Origin of the sequence: Aquisalinus luteolus (genome assembly GCF_009712425.2) — a bacterium.
Taxonomy (GTDB): domain Bacteria; phylum Pseudomonadota; class Alphaproteobacteria; order Caulobacterales; family Parvularculaceae; genus Aquisalinus; species Aquisalinus luteolus.
The window spans coordinates 207,017-221,205 of the sequence record NZ_VCJR02000001.1; the positions used below are offsets into that span (position 1 = coordinate 207,017).

The following is a 14,189-nucleotide window of genomic DNA, read 5'->3' on the forward strand; positions in this document are numbered from 1 at the left end:
TAAAAAGCCCCGGCGGTCATGCCGGGGCCTGAAATTTCCATCGGTTCTGTTCACCCATGGACTTCCGCCCGGCACCTGACAATGCCGGGCGGTTTTTTATTACTCCGTACGGGTAAAGTCGAGATCGTGGAAATCGAAGGAGAAATCAGTGGTCGAGGAGACCGCCTCCATCGTCATGCCTGTCACAGCATCGCCCTCTACCTCAAACATTACATAAGCATCGGCGTTCAATGTGCTGTCCGGCCAGCGGGCGACAAACTTGTCTGCGGCAACCGGTATCAGGGCTGTGTCCAGCACTTCCGACCGGCCCATGTCCAGATAAAGCGCGCCATCCTTCATCGAGACTGTCGAGGTGCCATACCACGGGTCTTCATAGGTGCCGGTATAGGCCGTCAGCTCACGGACCGGTTCGAAGGTATCTTCGTTCTCGACGTCCTTGGCGTTGTCGCTGACAGAGGTCTGGATGTAATTATCATAGAAGGCACCAATCGCCTCGATCCATCTGGCATCATCTTCCGGCGCGATCGTATCGCTGAGGATCTGCAGGGCGAGCGAACTGATGCCCGGCACGTAATCGTTCGCCATGACGAAGACGGCGATATCCTCTTCAGGCACCAGGGCGAAATGGGCAACGGAGCCGAGCACCCCGCCGCCATGGCTTATCATCTTCTCGCCGTGAATATCCGTCAGCGACCAGCCGAGCGCATATTGTGAGAAATTGCTGCCGCCCTGCTCAGCATAGATCGGGTTGACATTGGTGATGGTCACGCCCGACCAGACTTCCTGCAACTGCTCGTCTGACAGCAGCTTTTCGCCGTCGGCGGTTGTCGCCTCGTTCAGCCAGAACTGCGCCCATTTGGCGAGATCTGTGATGGAGCAGCTGAGCCCGCCTGCCGGTGCCGACAGGTCGGACAGCACATAGCGTGGATCGACCGGTTTCGGTGTCGGTTCGCCCGGCGTGCGCATGTGCTGGGTGATCGAGTTTTCCGCGGCTGCCCCTTTGGAGGGCAGGGCTTCGCAGTCGTCCATGCCGACCTGTGAGAAGATCCGCTCCCGGATCACCTGGTCCCATGGCTTGCCTTCGATGCGTGACAGGACTTCGCCCGCCAGAATATAAAGCAGGTTGTCATAGGCGTAGTCGGCGCGGAAGCTGGTCGATGGCGGGATCGTGCGCAAGACGGCGAGGATGCTGTCGATATCCGGGTCGCCATCAGGCACGAACAGAAGGTCACCGGCACCGAGCGGCAGGCCGGAGCGATGGGTCACCAGATCCCTGATGGTGAATTCCCGCGTGATATAGGGATCGGACATCTCGAAATCCGGGATGAAGTCCTTGACCGGATCGTCCCAGCCAACCGTGCCTTCATCGACCAGCATGGCGAATGCCGTGGTGGTGAAGGCCTTGCCGATGGAGCCGAAGGGAAACAGCGTTTCCTGGTCTATCGCCTCGCCGGTGGTGATATCGCGGACACCATACGTCTCCTGGTACAGGACCTCGTCGCCGTTTACGACTGTCACTGCAAGGCCCGTCAGGCCCAGCGCTTCGATCGCTTCCTGCGCCCGTGTTTCATAGTCCGGTGAAATACTTGCTTCCTGGCCGGAGGCCACGGTGGCGTAACAGGCCATGCAGGCCGACAAGAGCAAATGTCCTGGTTTCATGATGATTTCCCTCCGGTTAACCCGTCCTGCGACGGGGAAAGAACACAGTGTTCTTTCGTATTTAACCATACATAACAGCCTTATTATAGAGCAAGGCATCCATAATTTCTTCTTTCTGGACACGAAATCAGATTCTGATCACATTAAGCGTCTCAAAAACAATAAGGGCGAAGCCGGAAATGACAGGAAAAGGCGTAAACGGATCGGACTCTGCGGCGGCCTATGAAATACTCATGGATGCCATCGTCACCCAGCGGCTGGAGCCGAGCCAGAAGGTTTCCGAAAACATTCTGACCGACATGTTCGACATCAGCCGCACCATGGCACGCAATATCATGGAGCAGCTGACGGTCCAGCAATTCCTGGTGTCGCTGTCGCCGCGTGTGACGCGCGTTGCGCCGCTGACGCTGATCGATGTGAAGCAGAACTTTGCCATGCGGAAGATCCTGCAGCCGGCCATCTTTTCCATGGCCACTCCCCAGATCGACCATGAGGAGATCGCCCATCTGAACGAGGCCGTGTCGCACAAGGGTCCGATCGATGACGATGAAACCGCGCTGCGCCTGTTGAAGGCGAACAAGGAATTCAACGTATACGTCGCACAAAAGGTGAATTACCCGTTGCTGATCCAGTGGGTGCGCCAGCTGGAAGACACGACGATGCGCATCTACTGGCTTTATATCAAGATGATGCGGGCAATGCCCTACACCTGGGATCACCAGCGTGAACTGGTCGAGGCGTTGCGTCAGGACAAGGCGGATGATGTGAAAAAACAGACCCTGACCATCCTGACGGCATCCGAAGAACGGGTGATGAAGGCGCTGTTCATGCACGACCAGCTTTATACGCAGGACCTTCGCTTGCCGACCGGAAAAAAGGACTAGTTCGTAGGCGGTATCAGGTGCCGACCGGTACGCCGTCTATCCAGGTTTCAAGGACATTCAGGTCTTCATCGACGGCGACGAAACTGGCCTTCTTGCCGGTCGCGATGGTGCCGACCTGCCGGGCGATACCGAGAAATGCCGCCGCGTTTGACGAAGCCATCCGCACCGCCTCGACCAGCCCGACCTCCTCAAAGGCCGCGCAATTGCGAACGGCGACGTCCATCGACAGGTCGGAGCCGGCGAGGGTACCCTCTGCGTTCACACAGACACCGTTCTGCACACGGATCGTGCGGCCTTGCAGGTCAAAAGTCTTTTCCTTGTCTGTGGGCATGCCGACAGTGGGCATGGCGTCGGTCACGAGGATATATTTCTCCAACGGTCTTGCGCGAAACGCGATACGCAGGATGGCAGGTGCGACATGGACATTGTCGATGATAAGCCCGGACCAGCAATGCTGGTCGTCGAGGGCGGTGCCGACGACCCCCGGTTCCCGCGCCGTGAAGGGCGACATGGCATTGAACAGATGGGTAAAGCCCGTCGCGCCATGGTCGATGGCCGCGCGGGTCATTGCATGATCGGCATTGGTATGGCCGAGGCTGACGATGATGCCCCGTTCAGTCAATTTCCGGATCAGGGCAGGACTGACCTGTTCCGGTGCCACAGTCATCATTGTGACGCCATTGGTCAGGGGGGGGAGGACATCCAGCAGGTCTTCCTGCAGCACAAGGAACTTGTCCGGGTCATGGATACCCTTGCGGTCGCTGCTGAGGAAGGGGCCTTCCAGATGGATGCCGAGAACACCGGGCACGCCATCGGCAATGGCCTTCTCCGTTGCGGCAAGGGCGGCCGTAACCACGTCGAGGTCATCGCTGATCAGTGTCGGCAGGAAGCCTGTGGTCCCGAACTGGCGGTGCGCAGCACCGATCTGGCGGATCGTCTCTACGCTTGGGGCATCGTTGAACAGGACGCCGCCGCCGCCATTGACCTGAATGTCGATGAAACCCGGCAAGAGCGTTGCTCCGAACAGGTCATGCCGCTCAATACCGGGCGATAATTCGCCCTCAGGCAAAATTGCCGCGATGACACCATCCTCAACCAGAACCGCCATGCCGCTGAGAAACTCCCGGTCGGCGAGGATCGTGCCGTTGATCAGCGCCTGCATCATACCGTCTCCGTCACCTTTGACAGGTGGGGCGGTGCATCCGGGTGATGGCCGCGCAGGATGGAGAGCGTATTGGCCATGCGATAGAAGCTCTGGATCATCACCATGGGCTCTATCGCCGGATCAGCCTTGATCGAGGGCAGGCTTGTGATCCCTTCGCCGCTGACGCCTGCCGCGAAAACGGTAGCACCATAGCCTGCAAGCCGCGTCAGCACGTCCCTCATCGCGCCCTGTGTCGCGTCGCGCTGCGACAGGGCGAGGATCGGATAGCCCTGCCGGACCAGTGCCGCCGGGCCATGCAGAACTTCTGCGGCGCTATAGGCCTCTGCGTGAAGAGAGGATGTTTCCTTCAGTTTCAGCGCTGCCTCCCGCGCACAGCCATAGCCGATGCCGCGGCCAAGAACGAAGGTGCTGCCTGCCGGTTGCAGGGCCTTTGCGGCGGTCGACCAGTCAAGGTCCCATGCCTGTGCGAACTGCTCGGGCAGAAGCTCGAGCGATGCGGCCAGCGACTTGTCTTCCGACCACGCTGCAACGAGGCTTGCGAGCCCCGCAAGGGAAGCGAGATATGATTTCGTCGCGGCAACGCTTTTCTCGGCGCCGGCGCACAGGGGCAAGGTGGTATCGGCCATTGCGGCAAGCGGTGAGTTCTCGGCGTTGACAAGCGCGATCACATAGGCACCGCCCGCCTTCAGCGTTTCGACCGATGCCAGCAGGTCCGGGCTCTGTCCTGACTGGGAGATGGCGATGCAGACAGTCCCCTTGGCCCTCAGGCTGTCGCCATAGAGCGAGCAGACCGATGGGCCGACAGGGCTGACCGGTATGCCGAGGCGTGTCTCGATCAGGTATTTTCCGTACACTCCCGCATGGTCGGAGCTGCCACGGGCGCAGGTGAACACAAGCGGCGGGTCAAGATCACGCAGCAGGCCGCCAAGCCGGCCTATTGTATCAGCGTTGCGTGCGAACTGCGCGCTGACGACGTGGGCGGTTTCACCTGCCTCCCGGTACATCAGGCTATTGCGGATCGAAGGATCGGTCTGTTCCAGGGGGAAAGTCATCAGGTACTGTCCATACGGTCTGGTCCGGCAGATTGCGTGCGCCGGAGAGTTTCAGAGTCTCTCCGCGGAGAACGCCATGAGCCCTTAACTCAAAAAGTTATACAATGGTATCTTATTTTTTTGAAAATGTCTACATTTCGGGTTATATTCCCATAAATTTCAGGATAATCTATAACAGGTATAATACCAATTTGGCGAGGGGCGAAAAGACTGGATGGACAAGGTCGAGGCAAAAGGCGGTGAAGGCCTGACGGTGCTGTCACCTGTGGCCGGGTGGTTCGGCCCGCTGGAAGAAGCACCCGATCCAGTCTTCGCTGGTGGCATGATGGGGCCGGGCGGGCTCATCGATCCGGTCGCTGGCGAGCTGCGGGCACCCTGCGATGGCGTCATCCTCAACCTGCCCGGCAGCCTGCATGCCCTCACCCTGCGGGCGGACAATGGTGCCGAAGTGCTGGTCCATGTCGGAATCGAGACTGTGGGATTGCAGGGCAAGGGGTTCACTGCCCATGTCGAGGAAGGAAGTGTCGTCGCCGCAGGTGACCTGCTCCTCTCTTTCGATCTCGATATTCTGGCCGATCAGGCGACCAGCCTGCAAACGCCTGTGATCGTCGCCAGTGAGGGCTACCGCGTCGCCGACCTGAGGCAGCCAGGGCCGGTTGCCATTGGCGAGGTGCTTTTCAGGGTCGTCGCTGTCGATGCGCCGGATGTTGTGCCATCGCCGGATATGGTTGGCGGCGAAGGCGTCACAAGCGAGGTCCGGGTCCTGCTGGGCAATGGCCTGCACGCCAGACCTGCAGCGCGCCTCGCCGATCTGGCAAAACAGTTCGATGCTACTGGCTGGCTTTGTCTGGGTGGCAAGCGGGCAAGCGCCCGCAGCCCTGTCGCGATCATGACGCTGGGCGTGCGCCATGGCGACACCCTGACAGTCGAGGCATCAGGCGAGGATGCCGAGAGGCTGCTGACTTCCCTGATGCAGGCGATTACCGCAGGTTTGGGGGAGGAGATTGTTCCCGTAAGGAGCGCTGCCGCCAGCAAGGCTGATGCGAGCGCGCAAGGCGTGATCAAGCCGATCGCGCTGGATGGCAGCGCGCGTCTGGAAGGCGTCACGGCGGCGCCGGGCCTCGTCATAGGCCCTGTAATGCGTCTCGATGAGGCAATGGGCGATTTCGATGAAGACGGCAAGGGCAGTCAGCAAGAAGGCACTGCCCTGTCGCAGGCCCTCGCCGTAGTAAAGGCCGACATAAAGCGGAAGCTGGAATTGGCGCAGGGGCAGGCCAAATCACAACAAGAAGAAATCCTCCGTGCACATCTGGTCTTGCTGGAAGACGAGACGCTGACAGGCGACGCAATGCAGCTGATTGGGCAGGGCAAGTCGGCTGGCTTTGCCTGGCAGCGTGCGATCGAGCAGCAAATCAGCGCGTTAAAGGCGCTGGACGCGCCATTGCTCGCAGAAAGGGCGGACGATCTTGCTGACCTGGAGCGGCAGGTGATTGCCCGGCTGAACGGTGAAGCAAATGAAGAACTGTCCTGCGAAGGTGCCATCATCATTGCGCGCGAGCTTTACCCGTCGCAATTCCTGCGGCTGGCAGAGGTAGGCGCGGCCGGCATCTGCCTGATCGGCGGCGGAGCGACGTCCCATGTGTCGATCCTGGCGGCCGAAAAGGGCATGCCTGCTCTGGTCGCCGTGAGCCCGGGTGCCATGACCATTGCCGACGGCACACCTGTCATCCTTGATGCTGACAGGGGCGAGTTGCATGTCGCCCCCGCGCCGGAAGTTGTATCAGAAACACGAAAGGCCGTTGAGCGCCGGAAGCAAAACTATGCAGCAGCGCTGGCAGAGGCGGCCAACCCTGCGCACCTGCAGGACGGCACGGCAATGGAGGTCTTCGCCAATCTGGGCGGCGATCAGGGTGCCGAGCAGGCCGTCAGCAACGGGGCGGAGGGCTGTGGCCTGCTGCGTACGGAGTTTCTGTATATCGGTCGTGCCACGCCGCCCTCTCGGGAAGGGCAGACAGCCATCTATCAGGCAATCGCAGACAGTCTCGCAGGCCGGCCGCTCGTGATCCGCACGCTGGATATCGGCGGTGACAAGCCGGCGGCGTTTGTACACTTCGACAAGGAGGAAAACCCGGCGCTGGGCATGCGCGGTATCCGCCTCATGCAGCACCGACCGGACCTGTTCGAGACACAGCTGCGGGCCATTCTTAGCGTGAAGACGCAGTCGCAGATTTCTATCATGCTTCCCATGGTGACCTCGGCCGATGAAGTCATCGCGGTCAGGGCCATGCTCGGCAGGCTTGGTGAAGAGATGGGCGTCAGCGCCGGTCTGCCACTGGGCATCATGGTGGAGACACCGGCGAGCGCCGTAACCGCGAAAACGCTGGCCCCGCATGTAGACTTCTTCTCCATTGGCACGAATGACCTCTCCCAATACACGCTCGCCATGGACAGGGGGAACCCCCAGCTGGCCGCGAAAGCAGACAGTTTCCACCCGGCTGTCTTGCGCCTGATCGCCATGACGGCCGAGGCAGGGGCCGGGTATGGAAAATGGGTTGGCGTGTGCGGATCAATGGCCTCCCAGCCGCTGGCAGCCCCCTTGCTGGCGGGGCTTGGCGTCACGGAGCTATCGGCAACTGCCAGTGCCGTGCCGATGGTCAAGGCCGTGCTGCGTTCCGTCACCATGGCAGACTGCAGGAAAGCGGCGGAAACGGCCATGGAAATGGAGAGTGCCGACGCGGTGCGAAAGCATCTCATGGCAACCTGGCCACACCTGCAGGACTGGATATGAGATGGACGCCGTGATGAGGAGAATTCAATGGCAACCCTGATGGCGAATGTACAAAATCTCGGTCGTACACTGATGCTGCCGATTGCTGTCCTGCCCGTTGCGGGCCTGTTGTTGCGCTTCGGCCAGCCGGACCTGTTCGATGTGCCCTTCATCGCGGCGGCAGGGGCGGCGATTTTTTCCAATCTCGGGCTTTTGTTCGCCATTGGCGTCGCCGTGGGCTTCGCGAAGGACAACAACGGCGCAGCGGGTCTTGCCGGGGCCGTCTGCTATTTCGTCGCGACGCAGGGTGCCCGCACGCTGATCGCCGTGCCCCCCGACGTGCTTGCCGGGGTCGAGGAAAGTGCCCGTGTGCTGGCAGAGAATGCCTGGCTCGATCGTGAGATCGGCAAGCTTGGCGTGCCGGTCGGTATCCTGGCGGGTATCGTCTCGGGCATTCTCTACAATCGCTACCATGATATCCGCCTGCCGGAATTCCTCGCCTTCTTCGGCGGCCGGCGCTTCGTGCCCATCGCGGCCGGCTGCGTCGGCGTCATGCTGGCGGCCATTGTCGGCTTCGGCTGGGTCGGGATCGAGGGGGCGATGGATGCCTTCTCGCGCGCTGTCGTCGCGTCGGGCGAAATCGGCCTATTCATCTATGGTGTTCTGAACCGTATACTGATCGTCACCGGTCTGCACCATATCCTCAACAACGTCGCGTGGTTCATCGTCGGCGATTTCGGGGGTGTGACGGGTGACCTGAACCGTTTCTTTGCCGGTGACCCGGAGGCAGGGCGCTTCATGGCCGGCTTCTTCCCGGTCATGATGTTCGGCCTGCCGGCGGCGTGCCTTGCCATGTATCACGCGACGCCGCGCGAGCGGAGGGCCGAAGTCGGCGGCATGTATCTGTCGCTCGGCCTGACCTCGTTGCTGACGGGCGTCACCGAGCCGATCGAATTCACCTTCATGTTTTTGGCACCGGTTCTCTATGCCATTCACGCGGTGCTGACCGGCCTGTCCATGGTGATCATGGATATTCTGGACGTGAAGCTCGGCTTCGGATTCTCCGCAGGGCTTATCGACTATGTGCTGAACTTCAACCTCTCGACCCGGCCACTGTTGCTGTTGCCGGTCGGGCTGGCCTACGGGCTTTTGTACTATGGCATGTTCCGTTTCTGCATCGCCCGCTTCAACCTGAAAACGCCGGGGCGCGATGCGACAATAGCAGCGCCGGCGGGTCCGGCGACACCGTCAAAGGCGGGACAGGCGGCAGGTTATATCAAGGCCCTTGGCGGGGCGGACAATCTCGTCAGTGTCGATGCCTGCATGACACGGCTGAGGCTGGTGCTGGCGGAACCTTCGAAGGTCGATGAATCCCAGCTCAAGGCGCTGGGCGCAAAGGGTGTTATCCGTCCGTCTGCGACCACCATGCAGGTGGTTCTTGGCCCGATAGCCGACCAGACAGCCTCCGATATTCGTGCGGAACTCGGTATGCAGAGGGATAATCAGTTGCAAGGCATGGCAGAAAGTGAGCAGGCAGGGGCAGTGCCCCGCGCGGTTGTCGATCCGATCCTCACTGCGTTGGGTGGGGCGGATAATGTCCGGGCCGTGAAGGCGCTTGCCTCGCGCATCACGGTTTCGCTGAGCGACAGGTCCCGTGCTGACGATCAGGCACTGAAAGCGCTGGCTACTCGCGGCGTCGTGGACACTGGTCCGGATACGGTCCACTTGCTGCTGGGCCCGCAGGCCGCTGCGGTCGGCACGGCGATCGGCGATATTCTCGAGGGAAGGAAAAACCCATGACGCATGACGCAACAGGTGGTACGGCCCTGAATGACAGGATGCTGTCGGTCGATGTCGCGCGGGGCGTGGCGATCTTCGGCATGATCCTCGTCAATGCCACGGCCTATGTGCACTACGCCATGCCCGCACCGGTGCCGCCATTCCTGTTGCATGCGAACTGGGACGGCTTTCTGGGGGCCGATTTCGTCTTTCCGGCGTTTCTTTACATTGTCGGCATCTCCATTGCCCTGTCATTGGGGCGCGCCGCAGAGGCAGGGGCAAAGGGTGGCACGATCCGCCATATCGGCTGGCGCGCGCTGAAACTGGTGCTGCTCGGCTTTTTCCTGAGCAATATCAATCTCTGGTACAATGAGATTGTCTGGTCTGAAGCGCGCTATTTCGGTGTCCTGCAGCGCATCGGTATCGTCTATTTCCTCACGGCACTGATCTTTCTCTACGCATCAGCCCGCACGATGGCGATCGTTGCCGGTGCAGTCCTCGTGCTCTATACCGCCCTGCTTTACGTCCCGCTGCCCGACGGGCAGGCGGCGGACCTGTCTGTCGCCGGACTGAATATCGTCTCCTGGGTCGATCATGTGGTGCTGGGCAGCCATGCCTATTACGACCGGGAGCTGGGATATGACCCGGAGGGCATCCTCTCCACCTTGCCCGGTGTTGCGCAGTGCCTGATGGGCGTGTTGACCGGCCTGTGGCTGAAGCGGCAGGACAGGACGATGGCGGTCGGGGGCAAGCTGGCGGCGGCCGCCGTGATCCTGCTTGTCCTCGGTGTCGTGCTCGGTTTCGTGCATCCGATCATCAAGGATCTGTGGACGGTGACTTTCGTCTTCGTTTCGACCGGGATCGCCATGCTGATCCTGTCGGTCGCATGGCTGGTCAATGATGTGGCGAAGCGCTACGGGCCTGTCTCCCATTTCTTCCGGGTTTTCGGGGTGAATGCCATTGCGACCTATACGTTCCATTTCGTCACGTCATTCCTGGTCGTCTCGGCAACTGGCGTTGGGCTGTATAATCTCGGCGGGCATGTGCTGCCGGACAGTCTCGCCTCACTGGTGCCGGTGGCGGTCTATCTTGCGATGAACTGGGTCTTTGCCGTGTGGCTGTGGAAGCGGCAGATCTTCATCAAGATCTGATGGCGGTTCTAGCCGGCGGTCAACTCGGCAACGAAATCATAGGTGTCGCCGCGATAGAAGGAGCGAGAGATCTCGACGATCCTGCCATCCTGCAGGAAGGCGCGCCGTTCGACCAGCAGGCCGGCGCTTTTCTCCGGCACACCCAGAAGCTCTGCCTGCTGATGTTCAAACAAGACGGCCCTCAGGCGCTGCAACGCCCGGACGGGCCGGTAGCCTGCCTCATTCAGCGCGACATAGAGGGAGTCCTCGACAGCATCCGGTGACGGCAGGGCAAAGGCAGGCACGATCGAATATTCCAGTGCCATCGGTGCGCCGTCAGCATGGCGCACCCTGTCAAACCGATAGACCCTCAGGTCCGGGCTCAGACCATAATTCATGACCTCATCGGGCGTGATGCGGCTCGCCGCCCGCCGCAGCCACCGGCTGCCGGGCGTCTGGCCGCGGGCCTTCATCTCCTCCGAAAAGGATGTCAGCTGCGAGAAGACCTTCTCGACCCGGCGGGCAACGATAGTGCCCGAGCCCTGACGGCGATTGAGCAGCCCTTCATCGACAAGCGCCTGCAACGCCTTGCGAACGGTGATGCGGGAAATGCCGTATTCCTCCGCAAGGTCGCGTTCGGCCGGCAATGGTTTCTCAGGGGGCAGCATGTTTTCCACGATCGCAGTGCGCAGCTTTTTCTGCAGTTGCAGATACAGCGCCGTGCGATCCTCCGGATCGAGCGGACCAATCAGTTCCGAAAGCTGCTGCACGATGGTTCTGCCCTGCTAACATGCTCTGAACAAAGCCATATTGCACTGGAGGGAACATGGCGGCGGATAGGTTTTGATAATACCATTCAGCCATTCCTGCAAGCCGATAAGCCCGTCGCTCGTTAATATTGTATATTCCAGTGAAATCGGGGAATTGGGAAAGAGTGGGAAAGCTATCGTTCGATGTTGACTGAACTATTGGATATGTGAGTATTAATACCAATAAGACATTTGGTATCGTGGCTATCGCGTGAACACCTCAAGGACAGAATCATGAAAAAGACGACCGGTATAATCAAGACGACAGCGAGCCTGATAGCCATCCTGGCACTTTCTGCCTGTGGAAATGAACCGGTCGTTTCGGCCGGCGAGCAAGCATCGGAGGCGGCGGAGACAGCGGGTGCCGGTCAGGCTAGCCAGAGCGATATTGATACGCTCGCCCGGTCCCTTGACGTCACCTACCGGGTGATCGCGAATAAATCCGCTGACTGCGAAGCAGGCGACAGTTCAGCCGGGGGTATGTCATGTTACGAGGCGAGTATCACTCTTGAGACGGATGAAACACTGGATGCGACAGGCTGGCAGATCTACTTCAGCCAGCCGGATCCGCTTGCCTTTGCCGCTCCGGGGCCCTTGACCCTCGAGCATATCAATGGCGACTTGCACGTTCTGCGACCGGATACTGCGTTCGGAGGCTTCGAGGCCGGCGTGGCGGTGAGTATCGACTTCGTGGTACGCGGACAGGTGCTGAGCGAAGCCAAGCTGATGCCGAACTGGTATGTCGTCGCTGATGGCCTCGATGCGAAGACGATCGACAGTACACGCATGGAAGTCGATGATGAGACCGGTCTGCCGGTACGGCCATGGATCGTCGAGTTTCCGGGTGAAGTGACGCATTATAGAAAAGGGCAGGGCGATGCAACGCCGCTGGCCACGGCAGGGTTTCTTTATGAGGCGAACAGCGGGATCGATCCTGTGGCTGATGATGTCGTCGATGCCGCGATCATTCCCACGCCTCAGGGCATGACACTTCGCGATGGTGCACTCGATCTGGCCCGTGGCCTGAATGTCACGATTGACGGTGCAGGGCGCGACATGCTCGATGCGCCACTCGAGCGACTTGCCGAGCTTGGTATCGCAGAGGCGACCGGCGGTGTGCCCGTTTCCATCGAGGTGGCTGGCGATCCATCGCAGGCCGTAGAGTCGTATATCCTCGATATCGGTGCAGACAGCATTGCTATCAATGCCACTGATACAGCCGGTGCTGCCTATGGCCTCTATTCGCTGGCATCGCTCGTCACGCCAGGCGAGACAAGCGTGCCGCAGATGCGCGTGGAAGATGCGCCGCGCTTTGGCTTCCGCGGCATGCATATCGACCTTTCACGAAATTTCCATTCGCTCGACATGGTGCTCGCCGTCATGGACCAGATGGCGGCGTACAAGCTGAACAAGCTGCACCTGCACATGGCTGATGATGAAGGCTGGCGGCTGGAGATACCCGGCCTGCCGGAACTGACGGATGTCGGCGCACGGCGTTGTCACGACCCTGCCGAGGATGAGTGCCTGCTGATGCAGCTTGGCAGCGGCCCGACGGGTGAGACGGCTGTCGATGGTTATTTCTCGGTCGAGGACTATACGACGATCCTGCAAGCCGCAAAGGCTCGTCATATAGAGGTTATTCCGTCGCTGGACATGCCTGGGCATTCGCGCGCAGCAATCAAGTCGATGGAAGCGCGTTATCGACGTCTCATGGAGGCGGGTGAGCCGGAAGCAGCTCGCGACTACCTCCTGACGGATTTCGACGACACGACAGAGTATGAGAGCATTCAGTTCTATACGGACAATACGCTGAATGTGTGCATGGATTCCACCTATCACTTCATCGACAAGGTGGTCACTGAAATCGCGCAGATGCACGAGGCGGCAGGCGTTCCGCTGCGCCGCTATCATATCGGTGCTGATGAGACCGCGGGGGCATGGGTGGAATCGCCGATCTGCCAGCAGCTGTTCGACGAACCCGGCAACGGGCTGGACTCGGCCAGCGATCTTGGCGGGTACTTCATCGAGCGTGTCGCTAATATGGTCGCGGATATGGGCGTCATCCCCGGTGGCTGGAATGACGGGATGGGGCACACCAACCCTGACAACATGCCGGACCGGGTACAAACCAATGCCTGGGGTGTGTTGCCATGGGGCGGGACGACATCAGCGCACCAGCAGGCCAATTATGGCTGGGAGGTCGTCCTCTCGACGCCCGACGCGCTCTATTTCGATTTCCCTTACGAGGCCGATCCGAAGGAAGGCGGCTATTACTGGGCATCGCGGCGCCTGAATACGCGCAAGGTGTTCGAGTTCATGCCGGAAAACCTGCCTGCCCACGCCGAACTCTGGAAAGATCCGAATGAGCAGCCCTTTACCATCGATGATCGTCTGCAGACAGACGAAAATGGCACTGTCACTCATGCGCCGCTCGACGCCGGAGTGACGTTCGCCGGTATGCAGGGGCAGGTATGGAGCGAAACCCTGTCCAGTGATGACATGGTCCTGTACATGATCTTCCCGCGCCTGATCGCGCTTGCCGAACGGGCATGGCACAAGGCGGACTGGGAGGTGCCCTACCAGTATGACGGCGCCGTCTATGGGCCGGACACAGGCAATTTTACCGACGACATGCGAGCGTCACTGGAGGCAGACTGGGCCCGCTTCGCCACGGTACTGGGGCAGAAGGAATTGCCCAAGCTCGACCTTGCCGGTATCCCGTATCGCATTCCCACGGCGGGTGCGACGCTTGACGAGGGCACCCTGGAGACCAACACGATCTTCCCGGGGCTGCAGGTCGAGATGCGCGAGCCCGGCGGGGCGTGGCAGCATGTCGACGGACCGGTCGACGTCTCGGCTCCTGTCGAGGTCAGGGCGCGTTCTGCCGATGGCAGCCGCCCCGGACGTGCCATCCTTGTTGGCGAGGAGTAGCGAGCGGGCCCTG

9 protein-coding genes are annotated in these 14,189 nt (G+C 60.4%); 5 read left to right on the forward strand and 4 right to left on the reverse strand.

Annotated features, from left to right (window positions below; genetic code table 11):
• Nucleotides 1-99 precede the first annotated feature (99 nt).
• Nucleotides 100-1,659, reverse strand: coding sequence for a serine hydrolase (locus FF098_RS00860; RefSeq protein WP_166426260.1), 1,560 nt, complete (start codon nucleotides 1,657-1,659; stop codon nucleotides 100-102).
• Between the two features lie 179 nt (nucleotides 1,660-1,838).
• On the opposite strand from FF098_RS00860, the gene FF098_RS00865 reads away from it, so the two are divergent.
• Nucleotides 1,839-2,543 carry a GntR family transcriptional regulator gene (locus FF098_RS00865; RefSeq protein WP_155136016.1) on the forward strand — a complete coding sequence of 235 codons (705 nt, stop codon included), beginning with the start codon at nucleotides 1,839-1,841 and terminating at the stop codon, nucleotides 2,541-2,543.
• 13 nt (nucleotides 2,544-2,556) lie between these two features.
• Here the strand turns inward: FF098_RS00865 and nagA are convergent, their stop codons facing one another.
• The gene (nagA, locus tag FF098_RS00870) at nucleotides 2,557-3,708 is read right to left on the reverse strand and encodes an N-acetylglucosamine-6-phosphate deacetylase (RefSeq protein ID WP_155136018.1); all 1,152 of its coding nucleotides are present in this window, start codon (nucleotides 3,706-3,708) and stop codon (nucleotides 2,557-2,559) included.
• A complete protein-coding gene (locus FF098_RS00875; RefSeq protein ID WP_155136021.1) occupies nucleotides 3,705-4,760 on the reverse strand; it encodes an SIS domain-containing protein in 1,056 nt (351 codons plus the stop codon). The genes nagA and FF098_RS00875 overlap by 4 nt, the downstream gene beginning before the upstream one ends.
• Before the next feature lie 214 nt (nucleotides 4,761-4,974).
• Here FF098_RS00875 and ptsP point away from each other — a divergent pair, with 214 nt between their 5' ends.
• Genes ptsP through FF098_RS00890 form a run of 3 tightly spaced genes read left to right on the forward strand, consistent with a single transcriptional unit; the run spans nucleotide 4,975 to nucleotide 10,457 of the window.
• Nucleotides 4,975-7,548, forward strand: a complete 2,574-nt coding sequence (gene ptsP, locus FF098_RS00880; RefSeq protein ID WP_155136023.1) for a phosphoenolpyruvate--protein phosphotransferase — start codon at nucleotides 4,975-4,977, stop codon at nucleotides 7,546-7,548.
• 27 nt (nucleotides 7,549-7,575) lie between these two features.
• A complete protein-coding gene (nagE, locus tag FF098_RS00885; RefSeq protein ID WP_155136026.1) occupies nucleotides 7,576-9,327 on the forward strand; it encodes an N-acetylglucosamine-specific PTS transporter subunit IIBC in 1,752 nt (583 codons plus the stop codon).
• Nucleotides 9,324-10,457, forward strand: coding sequence for an acyltransferase family protein (locus FF098_RS00890; protein WP_155136029.1), 1,134 nt, complete (start codon nucleotides 9,324-9,326; stop codon nucleotides 10,455-10,457). Before nagE ends, FF098_RS00890 begins: the two co-directional genes overlap by 4 nt.
• An 8-nt stretch (nucleotides 10,458-10,465) precedes the next feature.
• Here the strand turns inward: FF098_RS00890 and FF098_RS00895 are convergent, their stop codons facing one another.
• The gene (locus tag FF098_RS00895; protein WP_166426261.1) at nucleotides 10,466-11,206 is read right to left on the reverse strand and encodes a GntR family transcriptional regulator; all 741 of its coding nucleotides are present in this window, start codon (nucleotides 11,204-11,206) and stop codon (nucleotides 10,466-10,468) included.
• Nucleotides 11,207-11,479: 273 nt separating this feature from the next.
• Between FF098_RS00895 and FF098_RS00900 the strand changes: the two genes are divergently transcribed.
• Nucleotides 11,480-14,176: a family 20 glycosylhydrolase gene (locus FF098_RS00900; RefSeq protein WP_155136032.1), complete on the forward strand. Its 2,697-nt coding sequence runs from the start codon at nucleotides 11,480-11,482 to the stop codon at nucleotides 14,174-14,176.
• The last annotated feature ends 13 nt before the right edge of the window (nucleotides 14,177-14,189 follow it).

Excerpts from the sequence above, each read along its gene's own strand:
- FF098_RS00860 (WP_166426260.1), bottom strand. The coding sequence starts at position 1,659 with ATGAAACCAGGACATTTGCTCTTGTCGGCCTGCATGGCCTGTTACGCC.
- FF098_RS00865 (WP_155136016.1), top strand. The coding sequence starts at position 1,839 with ATGACAGGAAAAGGCGTAAACGGATCGGACTCTGCGGCGGCCTATGAA.
- nagA (WP_155136018.1), bottom strand. The coding sequence starts at position 3,708 with ATGATGCAGGCGCTGATCAACGGCACGATCCTCGCCGACCGGGAGTTT.
- FF098_RS00875 (WP_155136021.1), bottom strand. The coding sequence starts at position 4,760 with ATGACTTTCCCCCTGGAACAGACCGATCCTTCGATCCGCAATAGCCTG.
- ptsP (WP_155136023.1), top strand. The coding sequence starts at position 4,975 with ATGGACAAGGTCGAGGCAAAAGGCGGTGAAGGCCTGACGGTGCTGTCA.
- nagE (WP_155136026.1), top strand. The coding sequence starts at position 7,576 with ATGGCAACCCTGATGGCGAATGTACAAAATCTCGGTCGTACACTGATG.
- FF098_RS00890 (WP_155136029.1), top strand. The coding sequence starts at position 9,324 with ATGACGCATGACGCAACAGGTGGTACGGCCCTGAATGACAGGATGCTG.
- FF098_RS00900 (WP_155136032.1), top strand. The coding sequence starts at position 11,480 with ATGAAAAAGACGACCGGTATAATCAAGACGACAGCGAGCCTGATAGCC.